Below are 20,473 nucleotides of genomic sequence, written 5' to 3'. Positions count from 1 at the left end.
TACGAAAAGGCCCGCGAGTGACGAACTCGCGGGCCTTTTTGCTTTCGGTGTTCGAAATGTCAGCCGCAGGCCGGAACCGGCTGTCCGCTCATTTCGTCTTCACGCTTGTGCAAGTTCAGCGTTATCAGGAAGATCACGAGACCGCCGAGCGAGAGGCCCATGCCGATCCAGCCCGTCGAGGTCAGACCGTAGCCTGCCGAGATGGCGAGACCGCCGAGCCAGGGGCCGAGCGCATTGGCCATGTTGAAGGCGCTGTGGTGCGCCGCCGCCGCCAGGGCCTGCGCGTCGCCCGCCACGTCCATCAGGCGGGTCTGGAGGATCGTGCCGAGGCCGCCGGCAAAGCCGATCATCACCACCACCACGCTCAGGGTCCAGACGTTGCTCGCGGCCATCGGGAACAGGGCAAGGGCGAAGGCACTGAACAGCAGCGCGGCGATAGCGGCCTTGTTCAGCGAGCGGTCGGCGGCCCAGGCCCAGAACAGGTTGCCCACCGTCATCCCCACGCCGAAGACCGCGAGGACCACCGGCACGAGGTGCTCGGAAACCTTGGTCACCTCGATCATGGTCGAGGCGATATAGGTGTAGACTGCAAAGAGACCGCCGAAGCCGATGGCGCCGGTGAGCAGGGTGAGCAGCACTTGCGGACGGCGCAGCGCGCCGAGTTCGCGCATCGGGCTGGCCCCTTCAGCGGCCTTCTGGTGCGGGGCATAGAGCGCGACGAGCGCCATGGTGATCACCGCGAGCACCGAGACGATCGCGAAGCCGGTGCGCCAGCCGAAGGCCTGTCCCAGCCAGTTGGCCAGCGGCACGCCGATGATCGTCGCCACCGTCAGCCCCGACATGACCAGCGCCACCGACTGCGCCCTCTTGTTCGCGGGCACCATCGAGGCGGCTACCAGCGCGGCGATGCCGAAGTAGGCACCATGCGGCAATCCGCTGATGAAGCGGAACAGCAGGAGCAGCGGGTACGTGGGTGCCATGGCCGAGAGGGCATTGCCGACTGCGAACAGCGCCATGAGGCCGATTAGCAACGCGCGACGGGGCAGCTTGGCCGCCAGAACGGCGATGATCGGCGCGCCGACAACCACGCCCAGCGCATACGTGCTGATGGCATGGCCCGCCTCGGGCTCGGTCAGGCCGAGGTCGCGCGCGAAGTAGGGCACAAGGCTCATCGCGGCGAATTCGGTGGTGCCGATGGCGAAGGCACCCATCGCCAGGGCGAGGATGACGAGCGCGGGGTGGGTATGGGCTTTTTGCTGATCGGTCATGTTGCACTGCAATATTGGGGGCATTTGCGATCTAGTGGACCGCTGCGCCATGCCAACCCGTTAGGAGGTGCAATAATTGCATGCATGGTCTTGTTTGTTGCAATGTGTGGCTGATTAAGCCCCGTCGTCCCGGACTTGATCCGGGACCGCTGGCAGAGCCGCGCCTTGCTCGCAGACGAGCGCCTAAAGATCGCCAGCGGTCCCGGATCAAGTCCGGGACGACGTTTCGAATGACGTCTGCTTAAAGCCCCGGATCGAACTCCGGCGCATTCTTGGTGGTGTAGTCAGAGTGGGTGGCGACGTGGATGCCGCACTCTGTCTTGTTCCAACCGCGCCAGCGGCCCGAGCGCGGGTCTTCGCCTTCCGCGACCTTGCTGGTGCAGGGCATGCAGCCGATCGAGGGATAGCCCTGCGAAACCAGCGGATGCGCCGGCAGGTCGTGCTCGGCGATATAGGCCGCGATGCGTTCCGGCGACCAGTCGATCAGCGGGTTCACCTTGAGGCGGCCTTGCGCGTCGGTGGTGTCCACCTCGAAACGGGGCAGGGTGGCGCGGGTGGAGGCCTGGAACGCCTTGCGGCCGCTGAAGGAGGCGTCGTAGCCCAGCAGCGCCTTTTCCAACGGCTTCACCTTGCGGATTTCGCAACAGCCGTCCGGGTCGTAGGACCAGCGCAGGCCATTCTCGTCCTTCTTCGCCAGTTCCTCGGTATCGGGCACGAGATTGATGAGGTTGGTGAGGCCGAGCTGTTTTACCAGCAGGTCGCGATAGTCGAGCGTCTCGGGAAAATGCTTGCCGGTATCGAGGAACAACACCGGCACGTTCGCATCCACGCGGCTGACGAGGTGCAGCAGCACCGCCGATTCCGCACCGAAGCTGGATACGATCGCGATATCGCCCACCATCCCTTCCTTTAGCACCGTTTCGAGCATCTCGCTCGTTTCGGTGCCGCGGAACAGGCGGTTCAGGCGCACGGCATCGGCCTCGTCGAAACGAGGGCCGGTGTCGATCAGGTCGCGGATACGTGCAGCTTCGGTGTGGGGCATCGGTAGTTCCCTATAGCTGGACGGTTACGCCGGGTGGCGCTTCGCCCAGATCGCCGGGCGACCGTCGACGACAGTGGCCTGGTAGACGTTTTCCCAGCGATCGAACGCGACGCGAGCGTCCTCTTCGTTGAGGGTCTTTTCGGGCGCGAAGGCATCGAAGCCGCTGCGCCGCAGGTGATGGAGCATGTCGATCACCAGATCGCCCACCGCGCGCATCTCCCCCTGATAGCCTGCTTCGCGAAGGATGCGGGCCGAGGAATAGCCGCGCCCGTCGGTCCAGGCCGGGAAGCTCACTTCCACCAGCGAGAGGCGGTCGAGGTAAGGCAGCAGGTCGCGCGCGTCGTCGCCCGGCTCGATGCGGACGGCGGTGGCGTTGGACTGTTCGGAGAACGAATCCACCGTGACGGCCGGGTCGTTGACCGTTTCGTCGTCACGGAAGCGGAACTGGACGTCAACCATAGATGGCCTCCTTGAACGGGTCCATGCCGATGCGGCGATAGGTGTCGAGGAAGCGTTCCTCGCCCTGCTTGTTGGCGAGATAGACTTCGGTGGCCTTTTCGATCGCGTCGACGACGCCGTCCTCGGTGAAACCGGGGCCGATGATCTTCGCGAGCGAGGTATCCGCGCCCTCGCTGCCGCCGAACAGGAGCTGGTAGTTTTCCAGGCCCTTCTTGTCGACGCCGAGGATGCCGATGTGGCCCGCGTGGTGGTGGCCGCAGGCATTGATACAGCCGGAGATCTTCAGCTTCAGCTCACCGATCTCGGCCTGGCGCTGGGCGCTGCCGAAGCGCTCGGAGATTTTCTGCGCGACCGGGATCGAGCGGGCATTGGCCAGCGAGCAATAGTCGAGGCCGGGGCAGGCGATGATGTCGCCCACGGTGTCGAGATTGGCGGTGGCGAGGCCGGCATCGTCCAGCGCCTGCCACACGGTGTAGAGGTCGGCCTTGCGGATGTGCGGGAAGACGATGTTCTGGGCGTGGGTGACGCGCAGTTCGTCGAAGGAGTAATCCTTGCCGAGCTGGGCCATCAGGCGGATCTGGTCGGCGGTGGCGTCGCCGGGAATGCCGCCGACGGGCTTGAGGCTGACGGTGGCGATCACATAGCCCGCCTGCTTGTGGGCGTGCGTGTTGCGCTCCACCCAAAGACGGAAGTCGGGATCGGTCAGGTCGAGATCGTCCGACAGGCCGGTTTCGTAGGCCGGGTCGGTGAAGTGCGCCTTGATACGCTCCAGCTCGGCGAGCGGCGGCTCGATCGGCTGGGTGAGCAGGTGCGCGAACTCTTCCTCGACCTGGCGGACATATTCGTCGCGGCCCAGTTCGTGGACGAGGATCTTGATGCGCGCCTTGTACTTGTTGTCGCGGCGGCCGTAGCGGTTGTAGACGCGCAGGCACGCTTCCGAGAACGTGATCAGCTGGTCCAGCGGCACGAATTCGCGGATCAGCGGGGCGATCATCGGGGTGCGGCCCATGCCGCCACCGGCGTAGAACTGGGCGCCGATCTCGCCGGCGTCATTCTTCACCATCTTGATGCCGATGTCGTGCAGGCGCATCGCCGCGCGGTCGGTTTCGGACGCGATGACGGCGATCTTGAACTTGCGCGGCAGCACCAGGAATTCCGGGTGGAAGCTCGACCACTGGCGCAGCAGTTCCGCATAAGGACGCGGATCGACGATCTCGTCGGCAGCGGCACCGGCGAACTGGTCGGAGCTGATGTTGCGGATGCAGTTGCCGCTGGTCTGGATGGCATGCATCTCCACCTTGGCGAGTTCGGCCAGGATGTCGGGCGTGTCTTCCAGCTTGATCCAGTTGTACTGGATGTTCTGGCGCGTGGTGAAGTGGCCGTAGCCGCGGTCGTACTTGTCCGCGATGTCGCCCAGCAGCGTCATCTGCGCGGAATTCAGCGTGCCGTAAGGCACCGCGACGCGCAGCATGTAGGCGTGAAGCTGGAGGTAGAGGCCGTTCTGCAGGCGCAGCGGCTTGAACTGGTCCTCGGTCAGGTCGCCCGCGAGGCGGCGACGGACCTGGTCACGGAATTCCGCGACGCGCGTGTCGACCATCTGCTGGTCGTATTCGTCGTACTTGTACATGCTCAGATTACCCAGTCTGCGGCTGCGGGGTCGGAGGCCTTTAGCGTCAGGTCGAGGCGCACGGTCGGCCCGAGGGCGCGGATGCGCTCCTTGATGTGGGCGGGCCGGATGCCTTCTGCGGTCTTCTCGCCATCGACGACATAGGCCGCGACGGCGTGCTGGGCGCCTTCCTCGCGCGCCACCAGGGCGGCGCCATGTTCGCCCACGTCGGCGGATTCGTTGACGTCGAGCGACCAGCCCACGCCGGTCCACCAGATGACCGCTCCGGTCTTCAGGTCGTTGCCCGTCAGGATCTTCACTTTGTTGCCTCCAGCGCCAGGGCGCGAATGGTGTTGTCGGGTTCTGCGGTGACGTGCCCGATAACGATAAGCGCGGGACTTTGCACCTTCGCATCCGCGATAAGGTCTGCAAGTCCGGCGAGCGGCCCGCGCAGCACGCGCATGGCCGAACGCGTGGCGTTCTCGATCACTGCCACCGGCACATCGGGGGCGAGGCCGTCGGCCATCAGCTTTTCCGCGATCTGGGCGGCAGTGGCGATGCCCATGAAGATCACCAAGGTGCGGCCCTTGCCCGCAAGGCCGGACCAGTCCTGATCGGTCAGACCTTTGCACTGGCCCGCCACGAAGGTGACGATCGAGGCGTGGTCGCGGTGGGTGAGGGGAATCTGCGCGGCGGCCGAGGCGCCCAGCGCGGAGGAAATGCCCGGCACCACTTCCACGGGAACGCCGGCGGCATGGCAGGCTTCGGCTTCCTCGCCGCCCCGGCCGAATACGAAGGGATCGCCGCCCTTCAGGCGCACCACGTCATGGCCCGCCAGAGCCTCGCGCACGAGCAGGGCGTTGATCTCTTCCTGCTTCAGGGTGTGGCGGGCGCGGCTCTTGGCCACCGAAACCAGGCGTGCGGAAGGCTTCGCCATGGCCAGGATCGCCGGATCGACCAGCCCGTCATGCACGATCAGCGCGGCATTCATCAGCAGTCGCGCGGCGCGCAGGGTCAAAAGATCGGGATCGCCGGGACCGGCGCCGACCAGATAGACTCGGCCAGGAGAGGCGGGATTCGCTTGCATGATGGCGCAGATGATCCTCCGGGCCCCGGATTGCCAGCGATAATGGCTTTGTCCGGGGCAAGGGAGGCTTTAGCGGTCGGTTCTGGAAGTCGCATTCGGGAGAGTTTGGCGGCGCCGGCGCGCTCCCCCGATCAGGCGAGTTCCGCCTGAAGTCTTTCGTCGCTGCCTGCCGTCGTACTGCTTGCTTTCGTGCTGGGCGCCTGGTCGGGACGTCCCAGGAAGTACCCTTGCGCTTCCTCGCAGCCTTCGCGGATCAGCAGATCGAACTGGCTCTCCGTTTCCACGCCTTCCGCAAGGACGGGAATCCGCAGCGACTGTCCCAGGGCCAGCACGGCGCGGATGATCGCGCGGGCCTGCTCGTTGCCGTCCGATTCGAGCAGGAACGACTTGTCGATCTTGATCTTGTCGAACGGGAAGGAATGCAGGGTGTCGAGCGAGGAATAGCCGGTGCCGAAGTCGTCCATGGCGATCGCCACGCCCAGCGCCTTGAGCTGGCGCAGGTTCTGCAAGGCGCGGCCCTTGTCGCTGATGATGGCGCTTTCGGTGATCTCCAGCTCCAGGCGGCCGGCGGCGAGGCCGGTGTCTTGCAGGATACGCGCCACCATCGGCGCGAGATCCTGCTGCACGAGCTGGATCGGGGACACGTTCACCGCCACGCGCTGGTCGGTGTGCCAGTTCACCGCTTCGCGGCAGGCCTGTTCCAGCACCCATTCGCCGATGGGGAGAATCGCACCGGATTCCTCGGCGATGGGAATGAACTGGTCCGGCGGGACCAGGCCGTGCACCGGATGATGCCAGCGCACCAGCGCCTCGTAGCCCGAAAGCTCGCCGCTGCGCAGGTGGCATTGGGGCTGATAGAGCAGGACAAGTTCGTTCCGCTCGACCGCCAGGCGCAAATCGTTGGCAAGCTGGCGGCGGGCGCGGGCAGTTTCGTCCATGCCGGGCTCGTAGTAGCAGATGCGCTCGCCGATCTGGGTCTTGGCGCGGTACATGGCGAGATCGGCATTGTTGAGCAGGGTCTCGCGGTCGCTGCCGTCGCTCGGGAACGCGGCCACGCCCAGGCTGGCGCCGAAGCTGAGTTCCTGTCGCTGGTGAACCACCGGCATATGGAAGCAGGCCTCGACCCGCGCCAGGAAGTCGGTGAGCTGGTCTTCCGTTTCGAACAGCTTGGCGATGCCGAACTCATCCCCGCCGAGCCGGGCGGCGATTTCGTCCTCTCCGATAATGCCCTGGAGCCGGTCACCGAGTTCCGCCAGCACCACGTCCCCCCAGGAGTGGCCGTAGGTGTCGTTGATCTCCTTGAACCGGTCGAGATCGATGGCGCTCACGCCCAGCCGCTTGCCCTTGCGGCAGGCCTGGTCGAGCATCTCGTCGATCCAGAGGTTGAAGCGCGTGCGGTTGGGCAGGCCGGTCAGCCCGTCATGCATCGCCATGTGTGCGATGCGGGCGTCGGATTCACGCTGGCGGGTGATGTCGTCGAAGGTCGAGACCCAGCCGCCTTCGGCCATCGGCCGGCTGGCGATGGAAACGACCTTTCCGTCCGGGTACTCGGCCAGGATCGGCGGGTGGGAGGCGGTCGCCAGATTGTCGCGGATCGCCTGCTGCGAAGCCCGGACGCGCTCGTCGATGGCGTCCGGCGCATAGTGCCGGGCGTTGCTGCGGTGGATGACTTCGGCCAATGACATGCCCGGCACCAGCGCATCGGCCGCAAGCCCGTACATTTCCAGGAAGCGCGGATTGGAAAGCACCAGCCGCTCGTCGGCGTCGAACAGGCAGAGGCCCTGGTGCATGTGGCCAAGGGCAGCGTCGCGCTGGCGGCTTGCCTCGGCGATGCGATCCTGCGCCTCCTTGAAGCGCGACATGTCGCGGGTGATCTTGGCGAACCCGATGGGTTGCTCCTGCTCGTCCAGCATGGGCTCCATCGTGACGTGGGCCCAGAACCGCGTTCCGTCCCGCCGTACGCGCCAGCCCTCGCCGTAGTAGCGGCCCTCGGTCCGTGCGGTTTCCAGGGCGATGCGGTCACGCTCGGCCTCGCGGTCCTCCGGGGTGTAGAAACTCGATACGTGAAGCCCCAGCGCTTCGCTTTCGGCATAGCCCTTGAGGCGCTGGGCCCCGGCGTTCCAGTTCACCACCCGGCCTTCGAGATCGAGCATGTAGATCGCGCAATCGGAAATGCCGCGCACGAGGAACGAGAAGTTGCGCTCGCTCATGGCCACCGTGGCGGCCGTGCGGCGGGTGATGACCAGCGAAATGGTCGAGAGGGCGATCAGCAGGAACGTGACGGCGCTGACGGCAACGGCCATCTCGCGCGGAGAGATCAGCTGTTCGGGCGCATCCAGCCGGTCGGGAGTGAGCGTGAGGCCGGTCATGCCGGTGAAGTGCAGCGCGACGACCGATGCGGTCAGCAGGCCGCTTGCGTTCAGGAGGGTCCGCAGGCGCCGCGATTGCAGCGCCAGCGCGAAAGCGGGATAGAGCGGCAGGAACGCCAGGATGACCGAGGCGACTATGAAGCCGGTCCGCCAGTGGAGGTCGGCGGGCACTTCCAGCGCCCTCATGCCGGTGTAATGCATGGCCGAGATGCCGCCGGCCGCCAGAACGGCGGCAAGCGCCAGCGCGGCGCGTCCACGACCTTCCACGGCTACGCCGAAGGCCAGGGTCAGCGCCGCGATCGGAATGATGAGAGAAGCGAGCGTCAGGCCGGGTTCGAAGCCTATCACGACGCCGGGCGCATAGCCGAGCATGGCCACGAAATGGGTGGCCCATATGCCGAAACCAGCGCCGGCACCGGCCGTGAACCACCAGCGCCGCCGCGCGGCGCCACGGGAGGCGCTCGCCTGCCTCAGCAGTGCCAGTGCCGTCAGCGAAGAAAGTAGACAGATCAATCCGGCGAGCAGGACGAACTTCAGGTCATGCCCGTCGCGAATGCAAAGATAGATGTCGAACACTGCGGCCCCGTTTAATGCTCCGGAAAGCTACGGATAAATGGGTTAGGAAGTGATTAACGGCGATTTCATTGTGATTTCGGGATGGGAAGATGTTACGCTCCCCATGCGGGTTTTTGCGAATAGTGCGGCGGGCAAAATTAGCCGACATGCTAACCGATTCTTAATCCCTGTGGGACAGGGTGCGATTCTCCTGGAGGTTGCGCCATGCCGATTGCGGCACACTTTGAAGAAAAGCCCGGTCAGAACGGGCCTGCCGCCGACTTGTCGGCCGATAAGCCCCGCGCTGCGCGCAGGCGGCTGATGATCCAGACGCAAGGCTCGCTGCCTTCCGGCGTCGAGGCGGCGGTGACGATCCACAATTTCTCCGAAACCGGCATCCTGCTGGAGACGCGGGTGGACATGGAGATCGGGGAAACGCTCGATGTAGAGCTTCCCGAGGCCGGTCCCACCCGTGCCCGCGTGGTATGGGCCAGCGGTCTGCTTTACGGCTGCGCCTTTGAAACCCCGCTTCATCCCGCCGTTCTCAGCGCCGCGCAGTTGCGTAGCGTCGTTCAGGAGGTGGACCTGGCGCCTGCTCCTGCGGTTGCCGCGCCGGCCGCGATCGGCGGTGAAAGTTTCGGGGAGCGCCTCCATCGCCTTCGCAAGCTGCGAGGATTGACCCAGGGCGAACTGGCCTCGCGCCTCGGTGTCAGCAAGCCGACGGTCTGGGCCTGGGAGCAGGGCCGCGCCAGGCCGATCGAGGAGCGGCTCGATGCGATCGCGGAGGAACTGGGCGTCACGGCGGCGGAACTTCGCCCCGGGCGGACTGTGGCCGGACTGCCGGAACTCATCGCCCGCTGCCGCGACCAGATCGCCGCTGCCGTGGAAACGAGCCCGGACAAGATCAGGATCATGATCGAGCTGTAAAAGGCACGGCATGCGCATCTATCTGCGTGTTTCCGGCAAATCCTCTTCACGACTCAAATTGGCGATGGTAAACACATTAATAACAATAACTTGCAATCAAGACTGTTAGATAACAGGGCTAATTAATCTTGATCGGGTTGTTGCTAGGGTTGCCGGAAATCGGAAGTTGCAATGCTTGGCTGTCGTCCTTTGAGCGATCATGTGTCTGCTAACGCATTTCGAATCGAGCACCGGTTTCTCGTCGGATCGCATGGCGGTCACTCTGATTCGGGGCATTACCAAGATGGGCATGAATTTCACCGTTCAGGAAAGCTCCGCGCTGTACGGGCTGCTGGCGGAGACTTCCTCAGACGTCATCGTCAAGACTGACCTGGAAGGTCGTATCGTCCATGCCTCGCCCGGTATTCGCAGGCTGGGCGTGCAGACACAGACGAAAGCCGGACCGCATCTGCTCGATCTCGTTGCGGCGCCGGGTCGTGCGGCCGTTGCGGCAGCGCTGGATGCCGCGCTGGGTGGGCAGTCCGGTGCGCAATGGGTCGAATTTCCCGCGATCACCACCGACGCGCGCGAGAGCTGGTTCGAAATCCGCATCCGGCCGCTGACGGATGAGGGCGGCGCGGTCTACGGCGCGCTGGCGTTGATGCGCACGATCGACGATCGGCGCAGCCTGCGCGAGCAGCTGTTCGCCGCCACCTATACCGATCCCCTGACCCAGCTCACCAACCGTGCCGCGTTCATTTCCATGCTGGAACACATGATCGCGCAAGGGATGGAAGGCTGCCTGGCGATGTTCAGCATCGATTTCTTCCGTACGATCAACATGAAGTACGGGCAGACCGCCGGGGATGACGTGCTACGCGTCTTTGCGGATCTTCTGCGCGAAATGCTGAGGTCTGACGACATCATCTCGCGCATCGGTTCGGAGCGTTTCGCAGTTCTGCTGCCGCGCACCACGCCCGAGCAGGCTCAGGCGATCTGCACCCGCGTGGTCACGACCATGGCGGACTTGCGCCAGAAGGTGGGCGACAGCCGCGTGGCGGTTACCACCAGCGGCAGCGTCGCCCGCATCGCGCAGAGCATGGACGAAACGATAGAGCGGGCCGAACTGGCGCTGTTCTGCGCCAAGGCCAAGGGCCGCAATCGGCTGGAGATGGAAAAGCCCCGCCGTCTTCCCGTGTAAGGGGCCTATTCGTAGCAGGGTTCCTGAAGGTTGCTCATCCATTCAGGGCACTTGTGCTCTCGCCGCGAAAGGCTTCGCTGTTGAACGACAGGAAGTCCCATGCGGCGTCGCGCGCCGTCATGTCTTCGGGGATGCGGTAGCTGGCGGCGATGGCATCGCCGCACGTTGCCGTCCAGCCGGCAATGTCGCGCTCCCGCTGCATCCAGAGCTGGACGAGCCAGAGAAAATCCTGCCGCTTGTCCTGCAATGTAGGCATCGCTCAAACCTTTCACGATGGCGTGATCCCCGCGCGGCGCGGCGATTTCGGCCTATCCGAGTGCTTATCCCACTGAATTCTTGACGAACCCTTGCAGAGGTCGGCAGGGATGCCGTGAGGGCCGCTATCGGCTTTTTGCGCAGGCTTTGTCTTGCGCGACGGCCTGCCATTGATAGGCGTCGACCGTCTCACCGCGCGGCTTGTAGGTGAGGTTCAGCTTCTCTCCGCCCCGGTCCACTTCGAGTTTCACGAGCGCGTTCTGGTCTTCCTGCAAGGCGTCTTGCGGGAAGCGGTTGAGCACGCGGTCCCCGTCGCGCAGGCCCGCCGCTTCGGCAGCGGAACCGGGCTTCAGGCCTTTTACCACGCGATCAGGCGTCACGAGGATCAGCGGATCGAAGCCAAGTTCGAAGCGCTTCAGCGGTGTGACGACCCGCTGGAAGCAGGGGCTGAAAGCATCGGAAGGCGGCAGGACCGTGCCTCCGGCCAACATCGTGTCGAAATCCGCCAGGCCCTGCGCGCCGAGTTCCTTGCCCAGCAGCGTCTTCCAGAGCGGCAGGTCCATCGGGTGACCCGCGCGGCGCTCCGCCAGCATCTGCCGGACCAGATCGTCGAGCGAGCGCTTGCCCTGCGAAGCCGCTCGAATCCGGGCATCCACCGAGGCGAAGTAGAGCGACCCCCGGTCATAGGGCAGCACGCGGATGCGGGTGTCCTTCCAGAACCCTTCCGCGATCCGATCGTTCGGCGTGGCGATCAGGGCATTGGTGTAATAGCGACCGGCCGTGGCGTTGAGATCGTCGAGGAAGGCCTGCTGCGAGATCAGTCCCGCGCGCCAGGGCAGCATGCGCTGGTAGTGGACCGCCAGCCCCTCTCCGAACCACGACAGCCCCAGCCCGCCGGGCGCGTCCATGGAATCGCTCAGCGAGTTGATCCAGGCATGGGCCATCTCGTGCGCCAGCAGGCTTTGCAGGTCGGCGATGGGGGTCTTTTCGCTGAAGGTGAAGGCGAAGCTGTCGGTGAGGCCGATGCCGCTGCCCGGATTGAGGCGGTTGGTGCGGGCGAAGACCCCGAAGCTGGCCGGGCGCTGGTCGAAGAAGGTGCCGTAGAAGCTCTGGAGGCGGGCGGCCCAGTCCATCAGTTCCGGCCCGTCGAAGCCGAAGCGGCCCTGCCAGGTGCCGAAGAAACTGCCCTTGGTGTAGGTTCCGACCTGCCCCGCCATGAAATAGCTGCCGCCGATCTGGTCGGCGCGCAGGGGGCGGCTGCTGCGGCGATCTCCCGCGCCGATGCTGGAAACGCCCTGGGCCTTGTCGCCGGCCCGCGAGAGATCCCAATGGACCGAGAGGTCGCGTGGCAGTTCGTCGGCCGGCAGGACGAGGAAGGCGTTGCCCGCGCCGGAGAGGCCGCCGTCGCTCGCGCGCAGTTCGTACTGCGGCTTGGCCATTTCGGGCTGCGCCGGGTCGATCGATACGCGATAGGCGATAGTCACGGGGCCTTCCACCGCGCGCAGCGGCTTCCAGGTACGCTCCAGATTGTCGTCATCCCTGGCCTTGTCCTCGGCCTTCACCGGCAGCACGCCCTTGGCGTCGGAAAACACCAGCGCGTCCATGCTCCTGGCCGAAGTCTCGACCGTGTTCGAGGTCACCGCCATTGCGGCAAGGACATCCCCTTGCGGCGGCGCCTCGAAGCGGACCGCGACGTTCAGTCGGGTGAGCGCTCCGCCTGCGTCCGCCACCGGCGCGAGGGCGACGGAAATGTCCGGCGTCTCGGCCGCATGGGCGGCGGTTGCCGGAACCGTGGCAAGAAGCGCGGCGACGAAGACGGTGCGATGCGATGTCATGATCGGAAGGCTAACAGTCCGTTTCGAAGGAGATTGTGCAAAGAACCGCGCAGGAAGCGCGCGGCGCGCATGAAATATGCTCGTGAGCCGATCAGGCCGGGAGCGACGGCAGCGGTAGCCGATGCGTGCACTTCAGTTCGGACAGGGTCGCGGTGGATCGAACGTCCTCTACCCCTGGCAGGCGCAGCAGCGTGCGAAAGGTGAAGTTCTGGTACCAGGCGATGTTCGGCGCGAGCACCTTGAGCATCACATCCATTTCACCGAACAGCGTATAGGCCTCCAGGATTTCCGGCGTGGCTTCGACGGCATGAACGAAGCGGTCACGCTCCTGGTCGGAAAGGCGCGACATCTTGAGCTGCGCGAAGATGAACATGCTCTCCCCGAACTTCTCGCGGTCGAGAACGGCCACCGTGTGGCGCACGTATCCCTCCTCCTTCAGGCGCTGCATCCGCCGCCAGCAGGGCGACTGCGACAGGCCGACGCGGTCGGCGATTTCGCTGGAGGATTCCGAGGCGTCGATCTGGAGGCGATCGAGGATCTTCATGTCGAGCCGGTCCAATTCGGCGGGCAAGATTATGCTCCCTGTTGTGGTTTGTTGGTTTGAACATGCCACAACGAAGCGACAGCGCGCAACAAAGGCGGAGATATTTTGCCGTGGCGCGCTATCACCGATGCTCGAAGAAAACCCATGAACGGCAACAGGGACGGGTCGGCATATGAAACGGAGCGAACTGGCGGTGTTCGACGCGGAGGAGGTGCGCGCGCTGCTCGACTATCCTTCCTGCATCGCGGTCGTGCGAGAGGCGATGAAGGCGCTTTCGCTGGGCGAGACGCGGCAGTTGCTGCGCACGATGATCCACATGGGCGAAGGCCGGACTTTCGCGCAGATGCCCGGTGCGCTCTCCGACCGGGGCATGTTCGGTGCCAAGATGATCAGTGTCTTCGCGGAGCCCGACAATCCCGGCGTGCGCCGCCATCGCGGCATCGTCACCCTGTTCGAGCCGGTGGAAGGGCGCCCGGTCTGCGTGGCCGATGCGGAGGAGATCACGCATATCCGCACCGCCGCCGCCACGGCCGTCGCCACCGACGTGCTGGCCCGCAAGGACGCGCGTGTATTGCTGCTGATGGGAACCGGCGGGCAGGTGCATTCTCACCTTGAAGCCCTGCCGCTGGTTCGCCCCTTCGATCGTATCCTGATCTGGGGCCGCGATCCCGCCAAGGCGCGCGAGGTAGTCGAGGCGTGGCAGGATCGTCTCCCGGTGGAAGCCGCGCCCGATGCCCAGGTTGCGGTGAGCGAGGCGGACGTGATCTGCACGCTTACCGGCGCGCGCCAGCCGATCCTGTTCGGCGCGTGGGTGCAGCCGGGAACCCACGTCAATATCGTCGGCTCCAGCGGTCCGGGGCCGGTGGAAGTGGACAATGCGCTGGTGCTCGCTTCCCGCTTCGTGGCCGACAGCAAGGCTTCCGCTCTCGATGCGGCAGCCGAATTCCTCGTTGCCAAGGCGGCGGGCGTCGTGGGCGACGATCATATCGTGGCGGAGATCGGGGAGGTCCTGCTGGGCCTCGTTCCCGGCCGCCGCAGCGCCGAGGAAATCACTGCCTACAAGTCGCTCGGCCATGCGGTGCAGGATCTCGCATCGGCTGCCCATATCTACGAAACGCACAAGGCCCGGAACGGATGACGATGAAGAGAACCGCAGCCCTGCGCTGGATCGCCTGTTCGGCGCTGGCCCTGTCCGCCGCTACACTCCACGCTGAAAGCCAACGCTTCGCGGTGATCGACAATGGCGAGAACGTCGGCCACGTCTATGCCGATATTCAGGGCGATACCGTTTCGATCGATCACGACGTGAAGAGCAACGGCCGCGGCCCGACCATGCGCGAGACGATCGTGCTCGGTGGCCAGGGCCTGCCGACGAGCTGGACCCTGCAAGGCACCTCGACTTTCGGCAACAAGGTGGACGAACAGTTCACCGCCAAGGGCAAGCGGCTATCCTGGGTCGATACGACCGGCCAGGGCGCGATGCAGGCCAAGGTGCCGACGCTCTACGTGGCGCAGGAAGGCAGCCCGTTCTCGCTCGGCATCTATGCGCGCGCTTTGCTGGCCGATGCGGACCATGTGCTGGCGGCGGCGCCCGGCGGCACGCTGTCGCTCGAAGAGGAAGCCCCGGTCACGCTGGGCGGCACCGCCTACCGCGCCTTCCTCGTCAAGGGCATCGGCCTGACGCCGAGCGCGATCCTGCTCGACGACAAGGGGGCGCTGGTCGCGGCCTATTCGCCGACCAATGCCACGGTCCGCGAGGATCTGGCCTCCCACGCGGGCGAACTGGCCGGGATCGCCGCGACCCGCTCGGCCGAGCGTTTCGCCGCGATCCAGAAGAAGGTCGCGCACAACTACGACGCGCCGATCCGCATCCGCAACGTGCGGGTATTCGACCCCGCGAGCGGCAAGTTGGGCGATCCGGTGTCCCTCGTCGTCTTCGCGGACAGGATCGCCTCGGTCGAACCGCTGGATAGCCCGGCTTCACCCGGCGAAGTGACTGTGGACGGCGCGGGCCGGGTGGTCATTCCCGGCCTGCATGACATGCACGCGCACGTCTCGCTCCAGTCCGCGCTGCTCTACATCGCCTCGGGCGTGACCAGCGTGCGCGACATGGGCAACGAGAACGCCTTCCTGATCGACCTCACCCGCCGCATCGACGCGGGCGAAGTGGCCGGGCCGCGCATCGTGCGCAACGGGTTCCTCGAAGGGCGCAGTCCTTACAGTTCGCGCAACGGCTTCATCGCCGACAGCGAGGCGGACGCGCTCGACGCGGTGCGCTGGTATGGTGCGCGCGGCTATTGGCAGGTGAAGATCTACAACAGCTTCAACCCCGCATGGGTGCCGGGGGTGGTCCGGGAGGCCAAGCGGCTGGGCATGGGCGTGACCGGGCATATTCCGGCCTTCACCAATGCCGATGCCATGATCGCTGCGGGTTACGACGAAGTGACGCATATCAACCAGCTGATGCTGGGCTGGGTGCTCGATCCCAAGGAAGATACCCGCACGCCGCTGCGCCTCACCGCCATGCGCCGCACGGCCGGGCTGGACCTTGCCGCGCCGCGGGTCGCGGCCACGCTCGATACGATGCAGGCCAGGCACATCGCGCTCGATCCCACGGCGGTAACGCTCGAACTGCTGATGATGAGCCGCGACGGCAAAGTCAGCCCGGCGGTGGCGGGATATTTCGACCATCTGCCGGTCGGCGTGCAGCGCAACCGCCGCCAGGGCATCGCGCCGATCAAGACGCCCGAGGATGCAGCGGGCTATGACGGCGCTTTCGCCACGATCAAGGCGCTGCTGCTGGACATGCACAGGCGCGGCATCACGCTGCTGCCCGGAACCGACGACGCCACCGGCCTGTCGGTCCACCGCGAGTTGCAGATCTATGCCGAGGCCGGCCTGCCCAAGGCGGACGTGCTGAAGATCGGCACGCTCGGGCCGGAGCGCTACATGCACCGCGACCAGTCCTACGGTTCAGTGGAAAAGGGCAAGTATGCCGACTTCGTGCTGCTCGACGGCAACCCGCTGGAGGACATGGCCGCACTCCACCGCATGGCGATGGTGGTGAAGGGCGGGACGGTCTACTTCCCCTCGGAGATCTGGAGTGAAGTGGGCGTGAAGCCCTTCGCGAAGGCGCCTGAGGTTGTCGTGCCGAAAACCGCACCGAAGCCGGTGGCGCTGACGGGAGGGTCGGGCGCCGAGGCGCACGAGGACTTCGCCTTCTGAATGAAAAGGGGGCAGGGGCGCCTGGCTCCTGCCCCGTTCGTTTAGAGCGGTCGATCAGGCTGCGCCGGATTAATCGCTCTAAGTTTCTGGTTTGCCGCATTTTCCGAGTCATTAGGTGATTCCACCTGATTAGAAAATGCTTTAGGGACGACGGCGGACGAAATACCAGACCGCGCCCAGGCCGCCCCAGACCAGCAGCAGGACATAAGGGCGCCAGTCCGCCTCCAGCCCCAGTGCGATCAGGCCGATCGCGCAGATCGCTCCGGCAATGCCCAGCGTGATCATGGTCGCACGGGCCGGGCGGAAGCCCGCGCCTTCGTGGAGCTGCGGATGGCCATGGGCAACCCGCGCGGCCGACAGACAGATGCTGCCGTACTTCACGAGGTTGGGGATGTTCACGGCCAGAAACAGGAACGTCAGTTCCATCGGCATCAGCAGGCCAACGCAGCCGATGCCGAAGACCATGAACAGCGCCATGTGCGGCACATGCGAGCGCGGGTGGACGCGCGCAATGAACCGGGGCAGCACGCCCGCTTCGGCCATGGCGAAGAGGCTGCGGCTGAACATCGTGAAGATCGAGTTGAGGCTGGTGCCGATGGCGGCGATGGCGGCCAGCACGATCACCGGCACGGCAAGCGGCCCCATGAAACGCCTCGCGGTATCGAGGATGGGCGCCTCGCTACCCGCCAAAGCCTCCGGACCGAGCACGGTGAGCGCCACGAAGGCCACGGCGACGTAAAGAACGGTGGCCGAGCCGATGGCAACCGCTATGCCGATCGGAATGTTCCGACGGCTGTTCGCCACTTCGCCGCCCGCCTCCGTCGCCGCCTCGATGCCGAAGAACAGGCCCATCAGCAGCGGGGCCGCGGCAAGGGCGCCGTGGAGACCCTTGGGCAGGAAGGGTTCGAGACGCGCCGGTTCCGATACGGTGGCGCCGCCCCAGATCACGAAAAGGCCGAACAGCAGGATCAGCGCGGCGACCATCGCCGTCTGCGCGCGGGCGGCCACGCCCACGCCCACCAGATTGGCGAGCAGCGCCAGCAGCAGCACTGCGAACATCGTCGGCTTGACCGGCAGCGGCACGAGCATCGAGACGTAGCGGACCAGCACTAGCGCCAGCACCACCATCGCGCCCATGTTGGCGATGATGCGCATCCAGGCGATGAAGAAGCCCAATGTCGGGTGCAGATAGCGCGACGGCCACACGAAGCTGGCGCCCGACACCGGATCCGCCGAGCCGAGGTAGGCGTAGCTCACGGCAATGAGATACATCGGCAGCGCCGCGATCACGACCGAGAGCAGCATTCCCGGCCCGGCCAATGCGGTGGCGGGCGATACCGCCGAGAATATCGAAACGCCCACGGCCGTGCCCAAGCCGAGCGAAACGACGCCCCAGAGGCCGATGCCCTTGCGCAGGGCCTGTTCCGTATCGCTCACTTGCGTGCCCCCCGGCAGCTATCCGCCTTGATGAAGTCGACGAGATCCGACTGGAACCGCGTGCGGCTGCCGTCGTCGGAATAGAAGACATGGCCGCCCACATAGCGCGCGTTGCGGTAGCGGTCACGCGGGAGGCTGGACTGCGCGAACAGGTAGTCGGCAGCGCCGATGGTCGTGGTCGTATCGTAGATTCCCGTGCCGACGAAGAGGCGCAGGCAGGCGTTGGCGGCTGCGTGACGCTCTACGGTTGCCATGAACGGCCAGTCGGCAAAGGGCGAGTCTTCGCTGCCGTAACTCCAGCCGCCTTCGAAGCGCGCGATCACCTTGTAGGCGTCGGCACCCGGAGCCTTGAGTGTGGTCGCCAGATAGTCGGTCATCGCCTTGCCGAACGCGTCGGAGATCGAGGAGGAGGGATCGCCGGGCATCATGGTGATGACGTTCGCGGGGCGGTCGGCCAGGTAGCGGGCGTCGTAGCGGCCCATGACCTTGCCCTTTTCTCGGAGCAGTTCGACGCGGAACCGCTCCTTGGAGATGCGCAGGTCGTTGGCGAGGTAGAATGCGGCGGGAATGCCGGTGAGTTCCGCAAGGCGCGCGGCGAGACGCGCGCGTTCCGGCTGGGACAGGTCGCGGCCGCGATAGAGGGCGGGAAGATAGTCTTCGCGGGCGAAGCGTGCGGCTTCCTCGGTCACGCTTTCGGCGGTGCAGGGCGCCTTCACCATGCCGTGATAGCAGGCGATGGCCGCCAGCGTCGGCAGCGAGACCGCGTAAGTCACCACGTTGTCCGGCCGCTGCGAGGTCTCGATCATGTTGAGCGCCTGCCCGAGCAGGACGACTCCACGCACGTTCGCGGCCAGGCCCTGCTTCTCCAGCGCATCGAGCATGGCGACGGCGCGGATCGTGCCGTAGCTCTCGCCCAGGATGTAGACGGGCGCGGCAAGTCGCTTGTGGGCGGCGAGCCATTGGTGGACGAGATTGGCGGCCGCGTTCGCATCGCCTTCGACGGTGCTGTAGGGCGCGGCGGCGGGGCCTGTCGGGCGCTGGGAAAAGCCGGTGCCTGGCGGGTCGATGAAGACCACGTCGGCAAGATCGTAGATCCGGCGCGGGCCGGACATGGCGGTGCTGGTGCCGCTGTTATCGGCAGGATCCTGCGGCACATGGGCAAGCACGGGGCCGAGCAGGCCCATGTGCAGGTAGGCGGCCGAGGCGCCGGGGCCGCCGTTGAAGGCGAAGATCACCGGCCGGTCCGGTGCGGCGTTCTTGCGGGTATAGGAAAGATAGCCGGCACTGGCCGGGGAACTGTCCGCGCCGGCCGAGACAGGGACAAGTCCCAGCTCGGCGCGGACAGGATGTGCGGGATCGGGTTTCGATACCCGCACATCGATGAGCACCCGTCCTGCCGGCGGTTCGCCCGCACGTGTCTGAAGGGGCCCGGTTGACGCCGCGACAAGCGCGATCCCCGTCAGCACCCGTAGGCGCAGCGAGGACTTCTGTTTGCGACCGAAGGGCTGCAGCGGCGTGAAATTCATGAGGTTTCCCGATAGGTAAGGAGGCCGTCGGTCAGGGCCTGGAGGCCGTAATCGAGGCGCGACGGCTCCATCGCGAAGCCGAGGCGGACATGACCGGGTGCGCCGAAATATTCCCCCGGCGCCACCAGTACGCCGCAGCGATCGGAAAGCCAGCCGGAGAAACGCTCGCTATCCCCGATTCCGACCAGACGGGGAAAGGCGATGCAGCCGCTGTCCGGCAGATCGCCTTCGACCAGTCCTTCGGCAAGCCAGTAGGCATGATAGGATTCGATGATCGGCCGCGCCTTGGTGAGCACGGAGAAGGTGTTGTCCTGAAAACGCGCGGGGTTCTCGACGATCAGCGCGGACACCGCATGGGCAAGGTTGGAGATCGCGAAATCCACCTCCTGTGCCAGTTCGCGGACCGGCGTGACCACGCTTTCATCTCCGACGATCCAGCCGCAGCGCAAGGTGCTCAGGCCGAAGATCTTGGTCAGGCTGTTGACCGAAACGAGGCGTCTGGAGGCGCCCAGCGACGCCGCCGGGCGAAGGCGGTTCCCGGCGTAGGGCGCATAGACCTCGTCGACGACGACGATCAGGTCGTGCCGGTCGGCGATCTCGCCCAGGGCGACGATCGTGGCATCGTCCACCGCCATGCCGGACGGGTTGTGGAGGTTGGAGATCACGATCATCCGCGTCTCGGGGCGGAGGCTCGCTTCCACCTCCACGGGATCGATGGTGAAGCGCGGGGCAGGGCGTTCGAAAGTGTCCACGCCGACACCGCTGGCCTGCGCCAGGCTGGCGAACAGTTCGAAGCTGGGATTCTCCACCAGCACGCGGTCTCCCGGCGATAGCAGCGCGCGGTAGATCAGCGAAAGTGCGCCGGTGGCGCCGGTGGTGGTGAGCACCTGCTCCTCGCGCACGCCGTAGTTACGGGCCAGCGCGGCGACGAGGTACGGGTTGCCCTTAACGAAAGTGCTGGCGTAGCGGGACGTCACCCCGTCCGCGAAGCCTTCCATGAGCACCTCGCGAAGCAGGTCCTGCGGCTCGGGCACCGAGCTTTCGAACAGGCTGACGAGGAGGCTGCGGGAATTGCTGTTCCGGAGGATCGAGCGCCTTACCCATTGGGCATAGGACTTCGAAGTCTGGTCGTCTGGGCGGGAAGCCATTGTCTCGTAT

General features: G+C 65.6%; 17 protein-coding genes. 4 read left to right on the top strand and 13 right to left on the bottom strand.

Translation table 11 applies throughout. From position 1 onward, the window contains the following. Positions 1-59: 59 nt before the first annotated feature. The 7 genes from ACI3K3_RS02940 to ACI3K3_RS02910 form a co-directional block, all read right to left on the bottom strand. A complete protein-coding gene (locus ACI3K3_RS02940) occupies positions 60-1,268 on the bottom strand; it encodes an MFS transporter (protein ID WP_404911933.1) in 1,209 nt (402 codons plus the stop codon). Positions 1,269-1,509: 241 nt separating this feature from the next. After that, on the bottom strand, positions 1,510-2,310 hold the full coding sequence (locus ACI3K3_RS02935; RefSeq protein ID WP_404911931.1) for a phosphoadenylyl-sulfate reductase: 801 nt from the start codon (positions 2,308-2,310) through the stop codon (positions 1,510-1,512). 24 nt (positions 2,311-2,334) lie between these two features. Continuing rightward, complete coding sequence (locus tag ACI3K3_RS02930; protein ID WP_404911929.1) at positions 2,335-2,769, bottom strand: DUF934 domain-containing protein; 435 nt, start codon at positions 2,767-2,769, stop codon at positions 2,335-2,337. Further along, positions 2,762-4,396 carry a nitrite/sulfite reductase gene (locus tag ACI3K3_RS02925; RefSeq protein WP_404911927.1) on the bottom strand — a complete coding sequence of 545 codons (1,635 nt, stop codon included), beginning with the start codon at positions 4,394-4,396 and terminating at the stop codon, positions 2,762-2,764. Before ACI3K3_RS02925 ends, ACI3K3_RS02930 begins: the two co-directional genes overlap by 8 nt. Positions 4,397-4,398: 2 nt before the next feature. After that, the gene (locus tag ACI3K3_RS02920; RefSeq protein ID WP_404911925.1) at positions 4,399-4,695 is read right to left on the bottom strand and encodes a DUF2849 domain-containing protein; all 297 of its coding nucleotides are present in this window, start codon (positions 4,693-4,695) and stop codon (positions 4,399-4,401) included. Beyond that, positions 4,692-5,462, bottom strand: coding sequence for a uroporphyrinogen-III C-methyltransferase (cobA, locus tag ACI3K3_RS02915; RefSeq protein ID WP_404911924.1), 771 nt, complete (start codon positions 5,460-5,462; stop codon positions 4,692-4,694). Before cobA ends, ACI3K3_RS02920 begins: the two co-directional genes overlap by 4 nt. 131 nt (positions 5,463-5,593) lie before the next feature. Next, positions 5,594-8,407 (bottom strand): EAL domain-containing protein, encoded by a 2,814-nt coding sequence (locus tag ACI3K3_RS02910; protein ID WP_404911923.1) that lies wholly within the window; start codon positions 8,405-8,407, stop codon positions 5,594-5,596. Positions 8,408-8,707: 300 nt separating this feature from the next. On the opposite strand from ACI3K3_RS02910, the gene ACI3K3_RS02905 reads away from it, so the two are divergent. Beyond that, positions 8,708-9,313: a helix-turn-helix domain-containing protein gene (locus tag ACI3K3_RS02905; protein WP_404911921.1), complete on the top strand. Its 606-nt coding sequence runs from the start codon at positions 8,708-8,710 to the stop codon at positions 9,311-9,313. Positions 9,314-9,563: 250 nt separating this feature from the next. Continuing rightward, complete coding sequence (locus ACI3K3_RS02900) at positions 9,564-10,493, top strand: GGDEF domain-containing protein (RefSeq protein WP_404911920.1); 930 nt, start codon at positions 9,564-9,566, stop codon at positions 10,491-10,493. 34 nt (positions 10,494-10,527) lie between these two features. Here ACI3K3_RS02900 and ACI3K3_RS02895 read toward each other — a convergent pair whose 3' ends face one another. The 3 genes from ACI3K3_RS02895 to ACI3K3_RS02885 form a co-directional block, all read right to left on the bottom strand. Then, positions 10,528-10,749: a hypothetical protein gene (locus tag ACI3K3_RS02895; protein ID WP_404911918.1), complete on the bottom strand. Its 222-nt coding sequence runs from the start codon at positions 10,747-10,749 to the stop codon at positions 10,528-10,530. Between the two features lie 124 nt (positions 10,750-10,873). Then, positions 10,874-12,583: a peptidase M61 gene (locus ACI3K3_RS02890; protein WP_404911916.1), complete on the bottom strand. Its 1,710-nt coding sequence runs from the start codon at positions 12,581-12,583 to the stop codon at positions 10,874-10,876. Between the two features lie 91 nt (positions 12,584-12,674). Next, positions 12,675-13,154 carry an Lrp/AsnC family transcriptional regulator gene (locus ACI3K3_RS02885; RefSeq protein ID WP_313435230.1) on the bottom strand — a complete coding sequence of 160 codons (480 nt, stop codon included), beginning with the start codon at positions 13,152-13,154 and terminating at the stop codon, positions 12,675-12,677. Positions 13,155-13,299: 145 nt separating this feature from the next. Between ACI3K3_RS02885 and ACI3K3_RS02880 the strand changes: the two genes are divergently transcribed. Further along, complete coding sequence (locus tag ACI3K3_RS02880; RefSeq protein ID WP_404911915.1) at positions 13,300-14,265, top strand: ornithine cyclodeaminase family protein; 966 nt, start codon at positions 13,300-13,302, stop codon at positions 14,263-14,265. 2 nt (positions 14,266-14,267) lie between these two features. After that, positions 14,268-16,352, top strand: coding sequence for an amidohydrolase family protein (locus ACI3K3_RS02875; RefSeq protein ID WP_404911914.1), 2,085 nt, complete (start codon positions 14,268-14,270; stop codon positions 16,350-16,352). 141 nt (positions 16,353-16,493) lie between these two features. On the opposite strand, the gene ACI3K3_RS02870 is transcribed toward ACI3K3_RS02875, so the two are convergent. The 3 genes from ACI3K3_RS02870 to ACI3K3_RS02860 are packed head-to-tail and all read right to left on the bottom strand — an operon-like array spanning position 16,494 to position 20,463. Beyond that, positions 16,494-17,789 (bottom strand): APC family permease, encoded by a 1,296-nt coding sequence (locus tag ACI3K3_RS02870; RefSeq protein WP_404911912.1) that lies wholly within the window; start codon positions 17,787-17,789, stop codon positions 16,494-16,496. Next, complete coding sequence (locus ACI3K3_RS02865; protein ID WP_404911910.1) at positions 17,786-19,315, bottom strand: S10 family serine carboxypeptidase-like protein; 1,530 nt, start codon at positions 19,313-19,315, stop codon at positions 17,786-17,788. The genes ACI3K3_RS02870 and ACI3K3_RS02865 overlap by 4 nt, the downstream gene beginning before the upstream one ends. After that, entirely contained in the window at positions 19,312-20,463 is a 1,152-nt protein-coding gene (locus tag ACI3K3_RS02860; RefSeq protein ID WP_404911909.1) for a pyridoxal phosphate-dependent aminotransferase, read from the bottom strand. Before ACI3K3_RS02860 ends, ACI3K3_RS02865 begins: the two co-directional genes overlap by 4 nt. Positions 20,464-20,473: the final 10 nt, after the last annotated feature.

It is taken from the genome of Novosphingobium sp. ZW T3_23 (assembly GCF_044987305.1).
Lineage (GTDB): Bacteria > Pseudomonadota > Alphaproteobacteria > Sphingomonadales > Sphingomonadaceae > Novosphingobium.
Note: the sequence above shows the minus strand (reverse complement) of the source record. Positions and strands in the feature narration are given on the sequence as shown.

Bases quoted from the DNA above. Each gene is read 5' to 3' on its own strand.
- ACI3K3_RS02940 (WP_404911933.1), bottom strand. From the start codon at position 1,268: ATGACCGATCAGCAAAAAGCCCATACCCACCCCGCGCTCGTCATCCTC.
- ACI3K3_RS02935 (WP_404911931.1), bottom strand. From the start codon at position 2,310: ATGCCCCACACCGAAGCTGCACGTATCCGCGACCTGATCGACACCGGC.
- ACI3K3_RS02930 (WP_404911929.1), bottom strand. From the start codon at position 2,769: ATGGTTGACGTCCAGTTCCGCTTCCGTGACGACGAAACGGTCAACGAC.
- ACI3K3_RS02925 (WP_404911927.1), bottom strand. From the start codon at position 4,396: ATGTACAAGTACGACGAATACGACCAGCAGATGGTCGACACGCGCGTC.
- cobA (WP_404911924.1), bottom strand. From the start codon at position 5,462: ATGCAAGCGAATCCCGCCTCTCCTGGCCGAGTCTATCTGGTCGGCGCC.
- ACI3K3_RS02905 (WP_404911921.1), top strand. From the start codon at position 8,708: ATGATCCAGACGCAAGGCTCGCTGCCTTCCGGCGTCGAGGCGGCGGTG.
- ACI3K3_RS02900 (WP_404911920.1), top strand. From the start codon at position 9,564: ATGGCGGTCACTCTGATTCGGGGCATTACCAAGATGGGCATGAATTTC.
- ACI3K3_RS02895 (WP_404911918.1), bottom strand. From the start codon at position 10,749: ATGCCTACATTGCAGGACAAGCGGCAGGATTTTCTCTGGCTCGTCCAG.
- ACI3K3_RS02890 (WP_404911916.1), bottom strand. From the start codon at position 12,583: ATGACATCGCATCGCACCGTCTTCGTCGCCGCGCTTCTTGCCACGGTT.
- ACI3K3_RS02880 (WP_404911915.1), top strand. From the start codon at position 13,300: ATGAAACGGAGCGAACTGGCGGTGTTCGACGCGGAGGAGGTGCGCGCG.
- ACI3K3_RS02875 (WP_404911914.1), top strand. From the start codon at position 14,268: ATGAAGAGAACCGCAGCCCTGCGCTGGATCGCCTGTTCGGCGCTGGCC.
- ACI3K3_RS02865 (WP_404911910.1), bottom strand. From the start codon at position 19,315: ATGAATTTCACGCCGCTGCAGCCCTTCGGTCGCAAACAGAAGTCCTCG.
- ACI3K3_RS02860 (WP_404911909.1), bottom strand. From the start codon at position 20,463: ATGGCTTCCCGCCCAGACGACCAGACTTCGAAGTCCTATGCCCAATGG.